This is a genomic window from Enterococcus gallinarum (genome assembly GCF_021496385.1).
Classification (GTDB): Bacteria; Bacillota; Bacilli; order Lactobacillales; family Enterococcaceae; genus Enterococcus_D; species Enterococcus_D gallinarum.
Map to the genome: position 1 here is coordinate 843,078 of NZ_CP050816.1, position 17,958 is coordinate 861,035.

The 17,958-nt window shown below is 35.9% G+C and carries 19 protein-coding genes and 1 pseudogene; 17 read left to right on the forward strand and 3 right to left on the reverse strand.

What is annotated here, in order from left to right:
• Nucleotides 1–112: 112 nt before the first annotated feature.
• A complete protein-coding gene (locus HED61_RS04130) occupies nucleotides 113–763 on the reverse strand; it encodes an SDR family oxidoreductase (RefSeq protein ID WP_003127925.1) in 651 nt (216 codons plus the stop codon).
• 495 nt (nucleotides 764–1,258) lie between these two features.
• On the opposite strand from HED61_RS04130, the gene HED61_RS04135 reads away from it, so the two are divergent.
• From HED61_RS04135 to HED61_RS04205, 15 genes and pseudogenes are all read left to right on the forward strand, one after another.
• On the forward strand, nucleotides 1,259–1,741 hold the full coding sequence (locus HED61_RS04135) for a hypothetical protein (RefSeq protein ID WP_003127927.1): 483 nt from the start codon (nucleotides 1,259–1,261) through the stop codon (nucleotides 1,739–1,741).
• Between the two features lie 180 nt (nucleotides 1,742–1,921).
• Complete coding sequence (locus tag HED61_RS04140) at nucleotides 1,922–3,124, forward strand: acyltransferase family protein (RefSeq protein ID WP_021150649.1); 1,203 nt, start codon at nucleotides 1,922–1,924, stop codon at nucleotides 3,122–3,124.
• A 448-nt stretch (nucleotides 3,125–3,572) separates the two neighbouring features.
• A pseudogene (locus HED61_RS04145) lies at nucleotides 3,573–4,364 on the forward strand (DUF2264 domain-containing protein); the annotation flags it as partial.
• A 479-nt stretch (nucleotides 4,365–4,843) separates the two neighbouring features.
• Complete coding sequence (locus HED61_RS04150; protein ID WP_219645219.1) at nucleotides 4,844–5,146, forward strand: hypothetical protein; 303 nt, start codon at nucleotides 4,844–4,846, stop codon at nucleotides 5,144–5,146.
• A 58-nt stretch (nucleotides 5,147–5,204) separates the two neighbouring features.
• Nucleotides 5,205–6,167, forward strand: a complete 963-nt coding sequence (locus HED61_RS04155) for a hypothetical protein (RefSeq protein WP_123840500.1) — start codon at nucleotides 5,205–5,207, stop codon at nucleotides 6,165–6,167.
• Nucleotides 6,151–6,642 carry a hypothetical protein gene (locus tag HED61_RS04160; RefSeq protein WP_104670624.1) on the forward strand — a complete coding sequence of 164 codons (492 nt, stop codon included), beginning with the start codon at nucleotides 6,151–6,153 and terminating at the stop codon, nucleotides 6,640–6,642. The genes HED61_RS04155 and HED61_RS04160 overlap by 17 nt, the downstream gene beginning before the upstream one ends.
• Nucleotides 6,643–6,740: 98 nt before the next feature.
• Nucleotides 6,741–6,887 carry a hypothetical protein gene (locus HED61_RS04165; protein ID WP_181034856.1) on the forward strand — a complete coding sequence of 49 codons (147 nt, stop codon included), beginning with the start codon at nucleotides 6,741–6,743 and terminating at the stop codon, nucleotides 6,885–6,887.
• A gap of 284 nt (nucleotides 6,888–7,171) precedes the next feature.
• The gene (locus HED61_RS04170) at nucleotides 7,172–7,513 is read left to right on the forward strand and encodes a hypothetical protein (RefSeq protein ID WP_104670554.1); all 342 of its coding nucleotides are present in this window, start codon (nucleotides 7,172–7,174) and stop codon (nucleotides 7,511–7,513) included.
• A 4-nt stretch (nucleotides 7,514–7,517) separates the two neighbouring features.
• Entirely contained in the window at nucleotides 7,518–8,831 is a 1,314-nt protein-coding gene (locus HED61_RS04175; RefSeq protein ID WP_219645218.1) for an FtsK/SpoIIIE domain-containing protein, read from the forward strand.
• A gap of 168 nt (nucleotides 8,832–8,999) precedes the next feature.
• Nucleotides 9,000–9,812: a rolling circle replication-associated protein gene (locus HED61_RS04180; protein ID WP_015543571.1), complete on the forward strand. Its 813-nt coding sequence runs from the start codon at nucleotides 9,000–9,002 to the stop codon at nucleotides 9,810–9,812.
• Nucleotides 9,809–10,018: a DUF3173 domain-containing protein gene (locus tag HED61_RS04185; RefSeq protein WP_002392591.1), complete on the forward strand. Its 210-nt coding sequence runs from the start codon at nucleotides 9,809–9,811 to the stop codon at nucleotides 10,016–10,018. Before HED61_RS04180 ends, HED61_RS04185 begins: the two co-directional genes overlap by 4 nt.
• 19 nt (nucleotides 10,019–10,037) lie before the next feature.
• Entirely contained in the window at nucleotides 10,038–11,207 is a 1,170-nt protein-coding gene (locus tag HED61_RS04190) for a site-specific integrase (RefSeq protein ID WP_015543572.1), read from the forward strand.
• A gap of 14 nt (nucleotides 11,208–11,221) precedes the next feature.
• Nucleotides 11,222–11,704 carry a protein-tyrosine phosphatase family protein gene (locus HED61_RS04195; RefSeq protein WP_104670556.1) on the forward strand — a complete coding sequence of 161 codons (483 nt, stop codon included), beginning with the start codon at nucleotides 11,222–11,224 and terminating at the stop codon, nucleotides 11,702–11,704.
• A gap of 26 nt (nucleotides 11,705–11,730) precedes the next feature.
• Entirely contained in the window at nucleotides 11,731–12,087 is a 357-nt protein-coding gene (locus HED61_RS04200) for a hypothetical protein (protein ID WP_002392594.1), read from the forward strand.
• Between the two features lie 28 nt (nucleotides 12,088–12,115).
• Nucleotides 12,116–12,910 (forward strand): metallophosphoesterase family protein, encoded by a 795-nt coding sequence (locus HED61_RS04205; RefSeq protein ID WP_219645217.1) that lies wholly within the window; start codon nucleotides 12,116–12,118, stop codon nucleotides 12,908–12,910.
• A gap of 241 nt (nucleotides 12,911–13,151) precedes the next feature.
• Here HED61_RS04205 and guaA read toward each other — a convergent pair whose 3' ends face one another.
• Both guaA and coaA read right to left on the reverse strand, forming a co-directional pair.
• Nucleotides 13,152–14,717, reverse strand: coding sequence for a glutamine-hydrolyzing GMP synthase (gene guaA / locus HED61_RS04210; protein ID WP_021150643.1), 1,566 nt, complete (start codon nucleotides 14,715–14,717; stop codon nucleotides 13,152–13,154).
• An 81-nt stretch (nucleotides 14,718–14,798) separates the two neighbouring features.
• Entirely contained in the window at nucleotides 14,799–15,722 is a 924-nt protein-coding gene (gene coaA, locus HED61_RS04215; RefSeq protein WP_003127932.1) for a type I pantothenate kinase, read from the reverse strand.
• A 316-nt stretch (nucleotides 15,723–16,038) separates the two neighbouring features.
• Between coaA and HED61_RS04220 the strand changes: the two genes are divergently transcribed.
• Nucleotides 16,039–16,641, forward strand: a complete 603-nt coding sequence (locus HED61_RS04220; protein WP_003127934.1) for a class I SAM-dependent methyltransferase — start codon at nucleotides 16,039–16,041, stop codon at nucleotides 16,639–16,641.
• A 244-nt stretch (nucleotides 16,642–16,885) separates the two neighbouring features.
• Nucleotides 16,886–17,905, forward strand: coding sequence for a LacI family DNA-binding transcriptional regulator (locus tag HED61_RS04225; protein WP_003127935.1), 1,020 nt, complete (start codon nucleotides 16,886–16,888; stop codon nucleotides 17,903–17,905).
• Nucleotides 17,906–17,958 lie beyond the last annotated feature (53 nt).

The window sequence follows — 17,958 nt, forward strand, 5'->3', positions numbered from 1 at the left end:
GGCACAGCCTGCATTTCGCCCTAAAAGTCCCTGCCACTATGTTGTCGCTTGAGAGACAACATAGTGGCAGGGACTGCTTGTTAACGAAAGGGGACTATTTCATCAGATGGTTTTATAATTCGTGAATGGCCTCAGCAATTGGTGTTTCTCCGCTGATGACTTCAAATTCTTTGCCAATACTGTTTTCATTTTCCAAAACAGCGATCAATGTGGCAGCAACATCTGCCCGCGGAATCGAGCCGAACTCATTGCGTTTGCCTGCTTTGACGTTGCCTGTTCCCGGATCGTCTGTCAAACCGCCGGGATGGACGATGGTCCAGTCCAAGTTGGTGCGGCTTCTCAACCATTCATCCGCATAATATTTGGCGATCGTGTAAGGCTGCAAACTATTTTGTTTCAACAGTTCTTCCCGATCATTTCTGAAAGTGCTGACCATGACGAAACGTTTGACGCCCGCTTTCTTTGCCGCTTCCATGGCTTTGACGGCACCATCTAGATCGACTGCTATCGTTTTTTCTAGTCCTTTGCCGCCGGCACCAGCACTGAAAACAATAGCGTCAACTTCGTTTGCTGCTTCTGCGATCGTTTCAATCGAGCTGGAAGCCAAATCCAGTAGTACCGTCTCGATCCCTTTCTCTTCAAAGAAAGGAACTTGTTCAGGATTTCGGATCAAGGCTTTTTCCTTGATCTGTGGATGATTCTTCAGTTGCTCGGCGAAATGCTGACCGACTTTGCCATATGCACCAATAAATAAGACTTTCATAGAGATTCTCCTTTTCAGAAAAGGGATGACTGTAAGTATTTTAATAAACGGAAGATCTGAATACTAAGAGACAGGCTTCTGTGATCTCATAGATTCTGATCACAGCTTTATGAAAAGTATTCGACCGCTCCTCCAACTCAGATCATTTCGTTGGATGTTTACTTAGGTCATGGCCCTTTGTTATTGGTTTTCTCTTCAGAGATTGAAGGGAATTTTTTTAGCTAAACTTATATCGATAGATGATTGATCAAAAATCTTTCTAGATTAAGCATAGCATCCCTCCTACTATTCGACAAACAATGACAACTAGTTCTTTGTCCTCCAAAACAATAATGACTGACTATCCAGTTGCCTGTACCAACTAGTACTGGCTAAACCATTTCCTTAAGCTAGCTAGTGACCTGTCATTCCTCTTTAGTGTTATAATCAAGCCATCAAATAATCATTATTTAGCTAGTATTGGTGATTGATCAAATAAACGTAAGGAGAAAAGAAATGGCTTACGAAGTGGATTTTAAAAATGTAGTGACGGATGGATTAGAGAGCTCTCCTGTTGCAGAAAAATTAGCCGGTCTGCGGGCAAATGAAGCGCGTTACTTTTGGAACAAATACAAATATGTGTATACCACCTATCCAGCTGCTGAAAAGCCTGATTTGGTGGCACTGATCAAGCAGATCTTAAAAGAAGAACGGGATCTAGTTTTTGAATCACCCATTCTTGAAGTAGCACTTTACGAAGATGATGATCTTTTTTGGCCTGAATTCTATTATGAGAGTGGCATGGTCCTTAATTTACTCTATGAAAAACATGGAACCAGTGAAGGAAAGCCTCCGAAACGTGCAGTTGGTATCAAACTGTCGGAAGGGATGCCGGTTCCTGCTGAGCTAGAAGGGAAATTTAAATTCGCTCGTCAGCGTTCGAAACTTGCTGGCGAGATTCGCGGCTCATTTTTTGTTGTAAAGCAAGAATGGCTGTAAACTGTTGAAAGGCGTTAAAACCTGCTGCATTCTTTTTTTGAAGGATGTAATGTGTTTTAACGTCTTTTCTTTGCTTATCTTCCAGTGTAGAAGTTCAGACTTATGGTGGACAATATTTTTTCTCTGCTGTGATATATTTAGGCTGAAAAAATAAGTGGCTACCAGTTTATGGAGGATAGGATGGGAAAAAGAGTGAGTTATCCAGCATTGGATAGAATGAAATATGCAGGGGCTATCATGGTTATTATGATTCATTGTGATACCCTTATTCCTCAAGCGGAGACCAATTTTTTTATCAAAAATATTATTTGTCGTATTGCGGTGCCTTTCTTTTTTGTTAGCAGTTCATTTTTCATCCGTAAGGGGATGCAGATGAGACCGGAATATTTAAAAGAATATTTCCTGCATTTAATCAACTCTTACGTCGTATGGAGCATTCTTTTCCTTCCGATGGGGCTAGACTGGATTCATCAAAATCAAGAAGTGCCAATAGAACTACTTCCTGCGGCTTTGTTTGTTGGATTTGTCCATATCGGCACCTATTATCATTTATGGTACATCCCTGCATTTATCCTTTCGGTCATTTTTATAGTAAATTTGTTGAAACGTTTTTCGTATCAAAAAGTGTTTGTCATTTCACTAGTTCTTTATTTATTTGGAAGTTTGGAGACCTACTATGGTCTTCTACCATCTGGTTGGTTTAAAGATTTTTTTGATCTGGTTATTAGGCTAACATTTACGACTAGAAATGGTCTGTTCTTTGGCATGATTTTCACGCTTATTGGCTTTTTCATCTATGATCATCAGGAAAAGTTATCCCGAATGGGAAAACATAGTTCTAGTTTTCTTTTGTTATTTGGAAGTTTGTTCGTGTTGGAAGGTCTGTTCCTTTCTCACATTCACAGATTGGACATGAATTTTATCTTGATGCTTGTGCCGTTGAGTTTTTTCTTATTTCTTTGGCTGCTCTCAAAAAATCCAACGCAGAACTCCTGCTTAAAAAAATTACGAGAACTGTCACAATATTATTATTTTATCCATCCTATTTGCATTGTTCTGGTGGAAGAGACTGGTAAAGCATTGAAGCTAAGCATGCTCTCTTCCGGAATATTGAGCTTCCTAACCATTCTATTCCTAACCCATGTATTTGCTAAGGTCATTATCCACATTCGCAGCAAACCGTTAAGACCTGCTTTGTTGTTAAAAACTCTGTTTGCCAGTATCGGACTAACCCTTATTTTAGCTGGATCCTTGTATCAGTTCAAAGTGAGCAGCGCTGTGATTAAGTTTGAATTCGTTCCCTGTATATGGGTCATTTCTAGTTTCTTTTCACTCTTCTTTTTTATGAATTGGCGAATGGTTCTTCCTGCAGTCAAGAACTAAGGGTGTTGTCTTGTCTGCTCCTCGGATCATTCCTTATTGAGAGAAAGAGCCGACAGGAGAAACTTTATGAGCTATTTAGCAGATACAGCTTGATGGGGTATTACTTAGTCTCACGCCCGAGAGTAAGTTGTCTGCAGCTTTTTGAAAGCCAACTTTTTATTCAAGCGCCAAAACATGTGTCGGTCTTTTTTTTAGAAAAAAATTATGAAAAAAAATTCGAGAAATCTGGGAATCTATCATAGACTTTTCATATTTGACAGGTTAACTTTTTCGGACTGCGACTCCTCTTTTGAGATAGAATCACGGGTCATTCTTTTGTTAATAGGTTAAGTGAGAAATACGAGAGAAAAATCTCTCATTTTTATCACTGCTTCATAGAATGAGAACGGTTGAAAAAGCCCGGTTTGCTTGCTATTCTATTTTGTAAATCGATAGAGGAGGGCTGACAATGACGTCGTTACAAGAGAATCCTTTTTTGACTCGTCAGGATTACCAAGCGGCACTTGAACAAATCATGCAACCGTTGCGGGCAGCTATTTTGTCCACTGATCGTCCAGGATTGAATTTAGGTAGCAGCGGTGCTGTATATGATCAGAAGCGTGCAGAGATGGAAGCGCTTGTACGTCCGCTATGGGGGATCGCACCTTATTGGACAGCATGCCAAGATGATCCGTTGCGAGATGCCTATGTTGCTAAATTAATGACAGGAACCGACCCTGGCAGCGAAAATTATTGGGGAGAGATCACGGACTATGACCAATATATTGTTGAAGCAGCGGCATTGGCATTAACACTTTTACTACATAAAGAATATGTTTGGGAGCAATTGCCTGAAAGGAATCAACAAGCACTGAAAAAGTGGTTGTCACACGCATTAACCTGTAAGATTCCCAAAAACAATTGGACATTCTTTAAAGTGTTGATCCGGGTGGCATTGTATCAGTGTGGGGATCCATTGGCAAAAAACGAACTTACACAAGAATTAGCGTTGATCGATTCGATGTATATTGGTGATGGATGGTACGTAGATGGAAAAGTAACGCAACGCGATTATTATGTTGCTTTTGCCTTTCATTATTACGGTTTGATCTATGCTACTTTTATGAAAGAAGAAGATCCAGAATGGTCAGAGCGATTTATTGAGCGGGCTACTTTATTTGCGCAAGATTTTATTTACTACTTTGATGAAGATGGTGAAGCTTTGCCTTATGGTCGGAGTCAGATTTATCGTTTTGCTCAAAAGAACCCTCCTTTCTTCTGAAAATTGCTAAAAAACATATTAGCTCTTTTGATTTTCTTTCATTTTATTAAGAATAGTATACAAAATTAATTTTTATTTAAAAAGCAGAAGTTGAACATGTAAAGTAATACGACTAATCTCAGACGATGATATGATAACTGTTTCTCTATAGTATCTTTTCTTCAGTAAAAGAACTTCAAAAGCAAAAAAGAACCGTGAATCCCTTAGTATCAAAGGATTCACGGTTTCTTTTATTATTCCCACTCCATGCGATTGACAATTTATAAGGATTGATTTGTTGTAATTAAGCGAGTTTCGATTGTTAGAAAGAGTATGAATTTGATAGATGTTTCTTGTATTGGTTGCAAAATGGTTGCATAATTTTTTTAATAAATTTCTTGAAAATAATAAATATTATGGTAAGATAAATGTAGAACCACAAAGAAACATTAAGTTTATTAAAATTTAGGAGGTAACCAATGACTAGTATATTCATTAAATTTGGTCAAAATAAAAAGTTAATGGCAACTATTATTTTAGATGAAGAGGCTACGTCAATTAAGAATATTTATGTTGATGATGAAATGAAAAGAATATTTTCTGTAATTTGGCCAGCATGGGAAAATAAATCTCACTATAAGTTGGAAACTCTTTTTCAGTACTATTTTAATGAGATGGAGTCGGGAAGAAAACTTTTAGATTATATTTTAGAAATAAAACACAATGGTAATGAGTTTTATACTGTGTATGAACCTGCTTTGTCTATTTCTGTTGCATTATAAAGATATCTTATCATGTATGTGGAGAATAATTAATCACAAGTAAAAAGGGATGATGATAGTGAACATAAGCGAGTTAACATGGGATTTTGATTTTAAGAGAATATTATTAGGCCATCAGAAATATAATATTAATATTGAAAAAATCATAAAAAACATACTCTTAGCAAAAAAATCTGCTAATTATGTTGATAGTGAAGTTGATTATAGTAATTTCTATCAAGGACATATTGAAAACTATCAGATTGTAGAAGATGTTTTCACAAAAGTGTTTCCAAAAATAAATGAAAATCATAAGGATGTTATGAATTCTTTTTGGACTACCTATAAATTTTTCTTGCAGATTGAATATCCTGATGTTTTTACTCCTGACGGATCACTTAGGAATAAAGTCCCATTGCAAAAAAACACAAATTTAACGATTTCTAAAGTAGATAATGGGTATCCTCCTTTTGATAGTAAAGATTATCAACTGATTCATAAAAAGTATATAAGTTATTATAAAACTAATTTTCCGCAGTTTATTGTTGAGGAAGGATATACTTGGAATCGATTTCTAATTGAAAATTTTGACCAATTTATTAAGGTAAATAGTTGCTTTGAGTTAGTTAAGTTTGCTAAATTAACTCACACTATCGGAAATCTAATATTGGTACCGAAAGGTTTTAATAGTTCTAGGTATTGTCCACATCTTGATTATTGGGATTTATCACTTAATTCATTAAAAAAAATATTTATTGAAGAAGAAAGTAATTGTTTTTCGGAATATACAGTCAAATCAATAAAGAGCTATATGTCAGATTACTATTCTTGGGAATCATTCATAAATACTCATTATTTAAACGATTATGTTGATGAGAATTATAATGTAATTCCTTTTTGGAAAAATCATTTTGAAAGAATAAAGCCAGTCACTCGTGAAGAAATAATCATGTTTTTAGAACAAGTTAATATTAGCATTGAAAATAGAGGGAAAAAAATTTTAAATCGGATAGAAGGGAACAACAATGGCAAAAGTATATAAAACGGTTAGATTAGCATATGAAACAAAAATATGGCTTGATAAACTAATAGTATATAGAGAAAGACAATTGCAAGTTGAAATTAAAAATGGTTTGATTAAAAAACTAGAGGAAGAAATACAAAGTCAATTCAATGAATTGGTTAATGGTGTCTCTCTCAATCTTGTTTTGAAAGTTTCAAGTGGTAGTGTTTTGGAGCAGGCATATCGATATTGCGAAAAACAAAACTTATCGGATGAAGATTGGTCAAAAATTGAAAAAAGAATGAACCATGCGGTTAAGGAAAATGATTTTAAAACTGAAACCACAGTTACACCTAAGTTTTACTTAGATGAAGATATTTTAGATGGCTTGGAACATTATAGATATAGATTTAAGATTGATGAACCAGGGAAACGTCTTCCATTATTAAGTTATATTATTAAATTAGTAGTCTTTGCTTTTTATGACAGTCTAATACAGACAGGAGATATATGAAAGTAAAGCTTTTCTAAATAGTTTAGCAGCTATTTAGAAATTTTTTGGAGCTAAATGTTTACTTGTGGAACCACTATATCATATAGGAAGAGACATATATGGATAAAAATGAGAAAGTAAAATTAATACTAAGAGGAATTGAACACTACTTGCAATTCGATATTATGCAACGTGAATATGCAGTAAAAGGGATTCTAAATGCTTTGAAAATTATTGAAAAAGAGGAAAAGAAACATGAAATCTGATAATTTAAAATTTTTTATTTTTCTTATTATTGGCTGTTTGTTTGGATTTATTGCAACTAAAGTTGAAGGTATAACTAATGGACTGTTAAATACAATAGGGTGTTTATCATTAGTTGTCTGTTTAATGTTTTTTATCAGAATGAGAATTAGAAATTTTCTAGGCTTTATTTTAATAATGTGGAATAAATTTAGGGGTGATTGATTGAACACGAGAAATAGAGGTTCACCTAGTTAAGTTACTGGTAATAGTGTCATATAGATATAAAATGAAAGGATTTGAAAGAATGGCTATTAAACCAATTATTGATTCTGTTGCAACTGTAGGTAATTCATTACTATTAGTAGATTTGAACCCAGCGTTTGAAAGGGTTAAAAATAGTGATGGAGGATTTGAAAAAACAGATAGAATTACTCATTACAATTACACAGTTGTATGTCTTGAAAAGAAATTTGAAAAAATTAGTGTGAAAATTGAAGAAATACGACCTCTGTTTGATACGGAGAGAGAAGATATTCCTGAAAACACTTATGTGAAGTTTGAGAATTTAACATTTACTCCATACGTTTCAAATGGCTGGATTCAGTTGTCTTCCAAAGCGGACAAATGTGTAGTTGTTAAGGTTTAGTATTATGCAATGGAGACAGAAAGATGATTTTATAGAAGTTTCAGCATTTTCACCAAGCATACTACTACGGTACCGTTGGAGTTTTTTACTTGCTGTCCTAAGTGTTGAGTTAATAATTTTTCTTTTCATTATAGGACAACTAGTTAATGGATTTTTACACATTTTCGTTTTTGTTAGTTATTGTTATCTGTTTACCAGTACAATCTATAAATTTGTGATGTATAGAAAAACAAACTGGGAAAATTCTCCGTATAGCTTGATTAAAAGGTTTATTAATGATAATCGGCTTTTCCTAGAAGAAATACAAGTTTTAGGAAAAGACAGCAATGGCAAAGCTGTAAAGAGAAAAGTAATAACGGAAAGTGTTTTTATATTATATAAAGAAACTCCCAACGAACTAATTATCCGATTCTGGAAAAATGGTGATAAATGGAACGAGCTAGCTAATGCTAGTAGCAATAAATTATCGGCTATTTTTGGTCTTAATTGCACAATAAATGATGATATTCAATACTGTGACTATATCTTTGAAAAAGTGTCAGATAGTCGCTTACACCTTTCACATGGCATTCCCAAAACTAATGGAGCAATCATTCAAGTCACTGAAAAAATTTCTTATGATGTCAGTAAGGTTAGTCACGGTTTGACTATTGGAAACACTGGGAGTGGAAAATCAGTTTGGATTGAATACAAGATTTTAGTTTATGCACAAATGGGTGCAATAATTTATGTAGCTGATCCGAAGTCAGCAGATTTATCGTTATTAAAATATGTTCATGGCTTTGAAGATAGAGTAGTAAGCGAACCGAATCACATTGCAAGGGTACTAAGAGAAGTAACAGAAATTATGGAAACAAGATATAGGCAGTATTTCAGTGAAGTTTCTGCATTCGGTAAAACCTTTGTTGATTTCAACTTACCACCTGTTGTGCTAGTATTTGATGAATTTGCAGCATTTATCAAGAGTGCCGATAAAAAATTAAGGACAGATTGTATGTCTTATCTATACTCACTTATTTTAAAAGGTCGTGCAATGGGGTGTTTCGTTGAAATTATTCTTCAACGTCCAGATAGTTCCATTTTAGATGGTGCATTACGTGACCAGCTTGGCTGTAGAACCCTGTTAGGTACCGCGAGTAAAGAGGCTACCATGATGTGCTTTGGCTCGTCTAGCGTAGAACATAAGTCTATTTCTGTCAAAGGTGGAGGATATATCAAGATTGATGGACAAGGAGAAGAAAAATACTTTGAAACACCATTTATGAAAGATTTTGATTTTATTGCAGAATTGGAAAGTATTATCTATAAACGACAATAATACCTCTTAAAGTGAGTGAAATAGGGAGGTAGTCGCCTTAGCGACTAAACGGAGTGTCCGAGTCTTTTCACTCACTTTGAGAGGTGCAGTCGGGCGTTCTTTGCCCGACACTTAACTTGATATATAAAACAACATCTGCTCGCAAAATATATTTTTGAGAGGTGTGTGATGTATAAAGAAACACGTGCCTATAATACAAAAATTATTGAAACTTCAACTTATATTGAAGTTTATCAGTATGAAGAGCCTATTTTTTATAGTAGACATATCGAAGATGAATCAAGGTCTAAACAGTTAGAGTGGTTAGATGATGATATCGAGAAACGTACTTTTGAAGAACTGTCTAATAGTGAAAAATACGACAGCTTGAAAAGAAAACAACGGCATTATGAAGATATGCGTTGGGAAATTGCTCGCATTGTTGATTGTAATTTTGATGAGGCGACAAAGTTTGTGACGTTGACTTTTCGAGAAAATATATTATCAGTAGATTATGCCAACAATGAATTTAAAAAATTTATCCAAAGGCTAAATAGAAGATTAAAAAAGCGTAATCAGTGTGCTAAGTATTTAGCAACATGGGAAAAACAAAAAAGGGGTTCAATTCATTATCATGTTGTCTTCTTTTCATTGGGCTATATTAAAAATTCTGAATTAGAAAAAATATGGCAAAATGGTTTTGTAAAAATCAATAAAGTAGACGTTGATAGCGTTGAGAATAGAGGTCGTTATTTGAGTAAATATTTTTCAAAAGACCTCGAAATTAAAGAGCATAAGAAAAAAGCGTTTTTTAAATCTCAAAATTTAAAAACGCCTCAAATTAGGAAAATAACTACGTCACAACCGTATGATTTTTCCAATAAAAATATTATTTATACAAAAGATTATAAACGGAAAGTTCTAGATTTTAAAGAGTTTACAGGAGAATATCTTAATTTTAAAGAAGGAACTGTTCACTATACGAAAATTTTAAAGGAGTGATTTACTTGACTAATAACACTATTACAAAAAAAGAATTATGTGACTTAGGATTCGGGCCAAGCCAATCCTCTGATATTATCCGAAAAGCAAAATATTTAATGGTAAATAAAGGATATTCCTATTATGCAAGTAAACGATTAGGGAGAGTACCTGTTTCCGCTGTTGAAGAGATACTTGGATTTAGAATTATTATGGAACATGTTTAGATAAAAGGAGAACAAATTAATGCCTAAAATATCCAATGTTTATCAAGATAAAAAAAGTGGTAAGTGGTATTTTGTAGCTAATTTAGGGTATGACGAAAAAGGAAAACGCATTAGGCATTGGGGACGTGGATATAATTCTCAAAGAGAGGCAAAGCGTGCCTATGATGATTATATGAATGATTTTTCGGATACTGCTATCAAAAAAAATAGCACGATGTCGTTTAAAGAGTTTTACGAAACGTATTTTAAACCAGATTACAAACGTTCAGTTAAATCAAGGACATATGAAAATCGAGTGTCGTCTATGGATATCCATTTTGCATATTTCTTCAACAGAAAATTAAAAGATATTACACCACCCATCATTAAGAAATGGCAAAACACTTTATCAGAAAACTATTCTTCTGCTTATATTCGTAACATTTATGGGTTATTTCAAAAATCACTAGACTTAGCGGTGACACTAGGATTGTTAAATAAAAACGTAGCTAAACAAGTGGGTAATGTAAAAAAGGTAAAGAAAAAAGTAGATTTTTGGACAAAAGATGAGTTTGAAAAAGTTATTGCAACATTTGATTTATCAGATTACCATGAATATTTTAGTTTTGTTTTAATTTGGTTGTTATTTATGACTGGATTACGTTTTGGAGAGGCTCAAGCATTAGAGTGGGAAAAAGATATTGATTTTGAAAATCGAACATTAAGAGTAAACAAATCCATGTATTACAAGAATGCTAGTGAGTACTATTTAACCGAACCAAAAACAAAAGCCAGTAATCGAGTAATAGCTTTAGATGATGATACCGTTGAATTACTGAAACAATGGAAAACTCTTCAAACTAAAAATATTCCTTCTAAGTATGTGCTATCATATAATGGAGTGCCAACAAATAAGAGTGCTACTTATCATGTAATAACACGTCATTCTAAGCTAGCTAGTGTTCATAGAATTAAAGCCCATGCACTAAGACATTCTCATGCTTCCTTGTTAATTTCAATGGGTGAAAATGCACTAGTTGTTCGAGATAGGTTAGGTCACGAGGATATACAAACAACTTTGGGAACATATGGACACTTGTATGAGAATGCTAATAAAGAAGTAGCGAGAAAACTAACAAATATAATTGATATTCCAAAAGCTAATGTGACTAGAAAACTTATTACTAATCAGTATATTAAACGAAAGTAAAGGAGTGGTTTTCAATGGATAAAGTTACCATCATGAGCCGAAAAAAATTTTTGGAGTGGATACCCCCAATTTCAAAAGAGCAAGTTGTTGCCATTAGAATTGGCGATAGACCACCAGTGAAAGACACTGCCTCTAAACGATATTTAGATACCTTATCTTTAGCTTTTTATGATGAATGGTCATTTGCTGATGAAATAGACCGAAATACGCCAGAAGGTAGCAATCGATTAACGGAACAAGATAAGGTGATAATAGATGAGTTTATAGACCAATATGCTGATAAAAACTTTGTTCTCCATTGTGAGCAGGGTATTAGTCGAAGCTCAGCAATTGGTTATTATATTTTAAAACGCCTTGGATATATTGAAGAACTCAACGATAAAAAAGATAGTTCCTTATTCTTTCCGAATATTGAAGTATATGGGCTATTGATTGGGAAGCCTTATACAAAAGATACTGCTACGGAGTTAATGAATGAATTGAAGAGTTTAGAATAATTAGTCTCACAGAAGGTTGTGGAGCAATGAATAGAATAGGAATTTTTTTTATTTGTAGTAATGGTGAAATTATCGAAAATCATATACCTTATAAAAAAGGAAGGAATTTAAATGGGTTATATGATAGTAATATCGATCATTGGGAGTTGTTCGATTCGCTTAATTTTAAGTTTGATACAGATGACTATATCAATGTACCCCGAGGAAGAGTTATTTTTGATGAACTAAACAATCAAAGTATTATCTATATAGATAAGTGCTATCTTTCAGATAAGCAAGTTTTAAAAAAAATTATTAAATTATTTCAAGTGAAAAATTATGTAACAAAAACAGATATTCATTATCAGTGTCCAAATTGTTTGGGAAATATATGGGACGATTGATAACTGATTAAATAGATGAGGTGACCATATGAAAACGATTCTGGTGGGAGATTTACACTTAAAAGCACAAATAATCTTACCAATGGTTGAACAGAAAGTTAAAGAATTAGGCATTAAACGAGTGATTTTGCTAGGCGACTATACAGACGCATACGAGCAAGAAAGAAACTTTGACCTTTACATGAATGAATTGGATTATTTGTTCATATGGAAATCAAAGATGAAGGTTTTCGGTGTTGAAGTGATAAACCTCTTAGGAAATCATGACGTGTCTTATTTGACGGTTACACCTAGAAGGTATTCACTTCAAGATGCAGATGGATTTCTTTCAGTCGGTCGAAAGCTATTGAAATTAAATTTGCAAATTGCCTTTTTGTTAGATGATTATTTGGTTAGTCATGCTGGTTACACTCAAGACTTTGATTTAGAAGATTGGCATTTTGAAACGATAAATGAAAATTTAATCGATAATTTAGATAATTTAGAAGACCATGTCGGCAAGGCAAGAGGTGGGGAATACTTTTTAGGTAGTCCATTATGGGCTGATTTTGACCATGAATTAAGCTGCTTGCCAAATCTAAAGTATCAAAAACAAATTGTAGGGCATACACCCCAAACGAAAATCACAACCGTTCATAAGGGAGAATTTGAACTTGTAGGAATTGATACGTTTACGATTATTCCAATTAAAAGAAAACCTTTTTTCAAAACAGTTGGTAGTGGTGAAATTTTACTTTATGATAGTGTACTGACACCGATTCAACTTAGTTGGCAAAATGATGAAGTATTTGAAAAACTGAATGAAACTTTTGATAGAGGTTAATGTATTGAATACTGAAATTTGGCTTTTGAAAATATGACAAAATTTACAAAGCAAACAATAGCATTAAGATTGCCTGCGGTTTTGGTTACGGTGGTTTACTTGGTGCAATTTGGATAGATGATTTGCAAGAATTCTACATTTAACAAATAAGAAATAATATAGGTTGGTTGCAAAATGGTTGCAATCATGCATAAAAAGAGCCTAAAACCCTTTTAAATAAAGGATTCTAAGCTCTTTTCTCTTATTCCCACTCCACAGTTGCAGGTGGCTTACTCGTAATATCATACACGATTCGATTGACGTGTGCGACTTCGTTCACGATACGGACGCTGATTTTTTGTAAGACTTCCCATGGGATGCGGGCAAAGTCAGCGGTCATTCCATCGATGGAAGTGACTGCACGGATACCAACAGTGTAATCGTACGTACGGCCATCACCCATTACACCTACAGAGCGGATACCTGGTAGGACAGTGAAGTATTGCCAAATGTCGCGATCCAATCCAGCATTGGCGATTTCTTCTCGCAAGATGGCATCTGAATCACGGACGATCTCTAATTTTTCTTCAGTCAATTCGCCAAGAACACGGATACCTAGACCTGGTCCTGGGAATGGTTGACGCCATACGATGCTGTCGGGCATGCCTAATTGGGTTCCTAATTCACGAACTTCGTCTTTGAACAATGTGTTCAATGGTTCGATCAATTTGAATTGCATATCTTCAGGCAGACCGCCTACGTTGTGGTGAGATTTGATCGTTTGTGCTGTTTCTGTTCCTGATTCGATCACATCGGTATAAAGGGTCCCTTGTGCAAGGAAAGACACGCCTTCTTCACCGGCCAGCTTGGTTGCTTCGTCATCAAAGACATAAACGAATTCATTCCCAATGATCTTGCGTTTTTCTTCTGGATCAGAAACACCAGCCAATTTGGATAGGAAACGCTCTTTGGCATCAACTTTGATAATATTCAAGCCGAATTTTCCGCCAAGACTTTCCATGACTTGTTCGGCTTCTCCTTTACGCAATAGACCATGATCAACAAAGATACACGTTAATTGGTCACCAATCGCTTTTTGTAAGAGAACACCAACGACAGAAGAATCAACACCGCCGGATAGACCTAATAAGACTTTCTTATCACCCACTTGTTCGCGGATCTTAGCGATCTCCATATCAATGAAGTTGTCCATTGTCCAGTCGCCTGTACATTGGCAAACATCGATTGCAAAGTGACGCAACAAATCATTGCCATATTCGGAATGACGGACTTCGGCATGGAATTGGATACCATACATTTTGCGCTCTGCATGTTGGATAGAAGCAATTGGACAGTCTTTGCTGGTGGCAATGACGTCAAAACCTGCTGGCGCTTGGGTAACTAAATCGCCATGACTCATCCAAACTGTTTGTTTCACAGGTGTATTTTGGAAAAGAGCAGCATCGGCAGAAGTGACTTCCAATTCTGCTTTACCGTATTCGCGGTTTTTGGCTGGTTCAACTTTTCCGCCTAATTTATAAGTAATCAACTGCATACCGTAACAGATTCCTAACACGGGGATCCCCAAATCAAAAATCTTTTCATCAATACCAAATGCCTTCTCATCATACACACTGTTTGGACCGCCAGAAAGGATGATCCCTTTAGGATTCATTGCCTTTACTTCTTCAGCAGTAATGCGGTGGCTCAATAACTCTGAGAAAACACCGAACTCACGAATACGTCGGGTGATCAGTTGATTGTACTGACTACCGTAATCGAGTACGATAATTTTTTCAACGTTTGGCATGTTGTCAACGTTTGTCACAATAAATTACCTCTATTCTTTTAGTTTTATTGAAAAAAGGAAGATTCCTTTTCAACAGCATAAGGGTGAATAATGAAGCAGTCAATATTTTCGCAAGAATACTTCATCGATTGAATGGTGCTTTGTTTTATGGAGAATTATATCGGCTCTGCTGCGTGTAGGCAAGATATACTCGTGTAAATTCTTTAAATTCACATTTTTCCATACTTCTTTTGCCATTTTGATTGCTTCACCGCGGTCGCCAATCGCATACTGATAGTAATAATTGTTTGGTTTTTGAAAAGCCGTATCCAAAAGAGATTCAAAACGCTCTAAATACCACTTTTCGATCAGATCGGGCTGCGCATCCACGAAAATCGAAAAGTCGAAGAAATCACTGACATAAATCTGCTGGTTTGCGGGCAGCTGTAATGTATTGATTCCTTCAACGATCAAAATATCTGGCTGATTGATGATTTCAAACGTATCCGGAATAATATTATAAACTTCATGAGAGTAAACGGGGATCTTGATTTCAGATTCTCCAGACTTCACCGCGTTCAAAAAATTGATCAATGCTTCCATGTCATAACTTTCAGGGAATCCTTTTCGATCCAAGATCCCTCGTGCTTCTAGGACCTCGTTTGGGTACAAAAAGCCATCAGTAGTAATCAGTTGCACGGTGCGCCGAGGGAAAAGCCGGCTCAACAGGTTTTGAACCAAACGCGCCGTTGTGCTTTTACCAACAGCGACACTGCCGGCAATGCCAATAATGAATGGCGGCATTTTGACATAACGATGCAAGAAAAGTCCTTTACTTAACGTGAGAGATTCAAATTCTTTCATATAAAGGTGGATCAGATGGCACAGTGGCACGTAAACATCTTCGACATCTTGGACCGAGATGCGGTCATTCAAACTTTTGATATTGTCTAATTCTTCTTGAGTGAAAGGCATCATGCCATTGGTGTAAAAGCCTTGCCATTGCTCCCGAGGAATTTGATAAAAATTCATGGTTTCTTGCATGTTCGACTCCTTCATATAGAACCTGCCTATCTTTGCAGACCGGTACTTGGCCTTCAGAAAAGGCTGATTTTCTGTATCTGGTTGCTGCTCGGAAATATTTTACCATAGAAATGGCAGGAACTTATAAAAAAACCAGGAAAAATCGTTGGCAAAGAAACGAAAATTATCTAAGATTCATTGAGGAAACGATTATCGGGAGTTTACTTCTGCAGGAATTTCGGTATCATGGAAAAGAGTCAGCAAATGAAATGCTTTTGATTGTCAAACAGATAAAGCGAGAACTATCGCTAGTTAAAAGAAAAAAGGGTGAACAAAGATGGGAAATCACTATTATACAGAAAATCCGGAAACAGCACATGATTTTGAACAATGGTCTTTTGAGTTAAAAGGAAAGAAATTTCAGTTTGTGACAGATAGTGGGGTATTTTCCCGGGAGACCGTCGATTATGGCTCTCGCGTACTGATTGATGCCTTTGAATGGGCGGATTTACCAGAGGGAACGATTTTGGATGTGGGGTGTGGCTATGGACCGATCGGGTTGTCATTGGCTTATGCATCCCAGCGTCCAGTGGAAATGATCGATATCAACCAGCGGGCGGTTGATCTTGCCCAAGGCAATGCGAAACGAAATGGCATCGAGAATGCCGACATTCATGCCTCAAACATTTACGAAACCTTGCATCAAGGCGAATACGCAGCAATTCTTAGCAATCCACCTATTCGGGCAGGCAAAGAGGTTGTTCATGAGATCTTGACAGGGGCTCTGCCGCTATTGAAAACGGGCGGCACATTAACGATCGTGATTCAAAAGAAACAAGGTGCCCCCAGTGCCCAAAAGAAAATGCAACAAACCTTTGGTAATGCCGAAATCATCAAAAAAGACAAAGGGTATTATATTATTCAAAGCTACAAAGAATAAGCGCGCAAAGCAGACGTTTTTCACGTTCACAATAGGTTTACCTGTTTTTTAAAGACCACGATCATTTGCTAGGAGCTGCCTAGAATCGCTGGTCTTTTATTTTTTGTTTTCTTTTGTCGATTTTTTTAAGGAATGGAGCTGTTTTTTAACCCTTGTAAAAAGAAAATTTTGGAAGAAAGCAAGGGGTGCTATTTTTTTTAGAAAAAATTTGCTACACTTTAGGCAAGAAAGAGGTGAGAAGTAAATGAAACTGACAATCAAGCAGATTGCTGAAATGGCAGGGGTATCTGTAACTACTGTTTCGCAAATTCTGAACAATAAAGGTAGCCGTTTCAGTGAAGAAACCCGCAAACGGGTACTGGATATCGTTAATAAGCACCATTATAAGCCAGATTTTTTTGCTTCGAATCTAATCAATCGCCACTCAAAAACGATCGGTATGATTGTCCCTGACGTTACGGATTTTTTCTTTTCTAAAATCATTGAAGGAGCAGAAAGTTATTTCAATCCATTGGGGTATATGCTGGTATTGTGTAACTCCCGACATAGCCAAGAAAAAGAAATACAATATTTGAGAGAGCTGTCTCATCGATCAGTGGATGGTATTCTTTTGGCAACACCGCATCAGCTGCCTGACGAGTATTCATTGAAGAGCGGTTTTTTTGATGACCGACCAATTATTCTCGTCGATCGGGGAATCAATCAAAGAGACAATGGCCGTTTGATTGTGAAAGAATACGAAGGCGCTTATCAAGCAGTCAGCTATCTGATCAATAATGGCCATCAAAACATCGGTATGCTAAAAGAAAGTACTGGTTATTATCAATTGGAAGAACGTTTCAATGGTTATCGTCATGCGTTGAAAGATCATCAGATCCCGTTTAAAGGGCGTTACGTGGAGTCGGCTGAGTTAACAGTGACCGGCGGATACGATGCCTGCAAGAAATTATTGAAATACCGCGAGCTTACGGCTATTTTTTGTGGGAATGATGCTATGGCGATCGGCTGTTATCAAGCAATCTATGAAGCAGGGAAAAAAGTGCCCGAGGATATTTCTGTGATTGGTTTTGACGCATTGAAGCTAACGGAATACATCACACCACCATTGACCACGGTGATGCAGCCAACCTTTGAGATTGGCTTTACGGCAGCGAAATTTTTGGTAGACGCCATCGAGTTTCCTTCTCGAAGAATTCCAAATAAGATTTTTGATACAAAATTAATTCTTCGTGAGAGCGTGAAGGCATTGACAATTGCGAAATAGTGCGGTATATTTCCAATTGTAAGTGTTTTCATAGTTTTGTTTTATATAGTAAA

Coding starts and splice junctions, on each gene's coding strand:
- HED61_RS04130 (WP_003127925.1), bottom strand. CDS start 763: ATGAAAGTCTTATTTATTGGTGCATATGGCAAAGTCGGTCAGCATTTC.
- HED61_RS04135 (WP_003127927.1), top strand. CDS start 1,259: ATGGCTTACGAAGTGGATTTTAAAAATGTAGTGACGGATGGATTAGAG.
- HED61_RS04140 (WP_021150649.1), top strand. CDS start 1,922: ATGGGAAAAAGAGTGAGTTATCCAGCATTGGATAGAATGAAATATGCA.
- HED61_RS04150 (WP_219645219.1), top strand. CDS start 4,844: ATGACTAGTATATTCATTAAATTTGGTCAAAATAAAAAGTTAATGGCA.
- HED61_RS04160 (WP_104670624.1), top strand. CDS start 6,151: ATGGCAAAAGTATATAAAACGGTTAGATTAGCATATGAAACAAAAATA.
- HED61_RS04165 (WP_181034856.1), top strand. CDS start 6,741: ATGGATAAAAATGAGAAAGTAAAATTAATACTAAGAGGAATTGAACAC.
- HED61_RS04170 (WP_104670554.1), top strand. CDS start 7,172: ATGGCTATTAAACCAATTATTGATTCTGTTGCAACTGTAGGTAATTCA.
- HED61_RS04175 (WP_219645218.1), top strand. CDS start 7,518: ATGCAATGGAGACAGAAAGATGATTTTATAGAAGTTTCAGCATTTTCA.
- HED61_RS04180 (WP_015543571.1), top strand. CDS start 9,000: ATGTATAAAGAAACACGTGCCTATAATACAAAAATTATTGAAACTTCA.
- HED61_RS04190 (WP_015543572.1), top strand. CDS start 10,038: ATGCCTAAAATATCCAATGTTTATCAAGATAAAAAAAGTGGTAAGTGG.
- HED61_RS04195 (WP_104670556.1), top strand. CDS start 11,222: ATGGATAAAGTTACCATCATGAGCCGAAAAAAATTTTTGGAGTGGATA.
- HED61_RS04200 (WP_002392594.1), top strand. CDS start 11,731: ATGAATAGAATAGGAATTTTTTTTATTTGTAGTAATGGTGAAATTATC.
- HED61_RS04205 (WP_219645217.1), top strand. CDS start 12,116: ATGAAAACGATTCTGGTGGGAGATTTACACTTAAAAGCACAAATAATC.
- coaA (WP_003127932.1), bottom strand. CDS start 15,722: ATGCAAGAAACCATGAATTTTTATCAAATTCCTCGGGAGCAATGGCAA.
- HED61_RS04220 (WP_003127934.1), top strand. CDS start 16,039: ATGGGAAATCACTATTATACAGAAAATCCGGAAACAGCACATGATTTT.
- HED61_RS04225 (WP_003127935.1), top strand. CDS start 16,886: ATGAAACTGACAATCAAGCAGATTGCTGAAATGGCAGGGGTATCTGTA.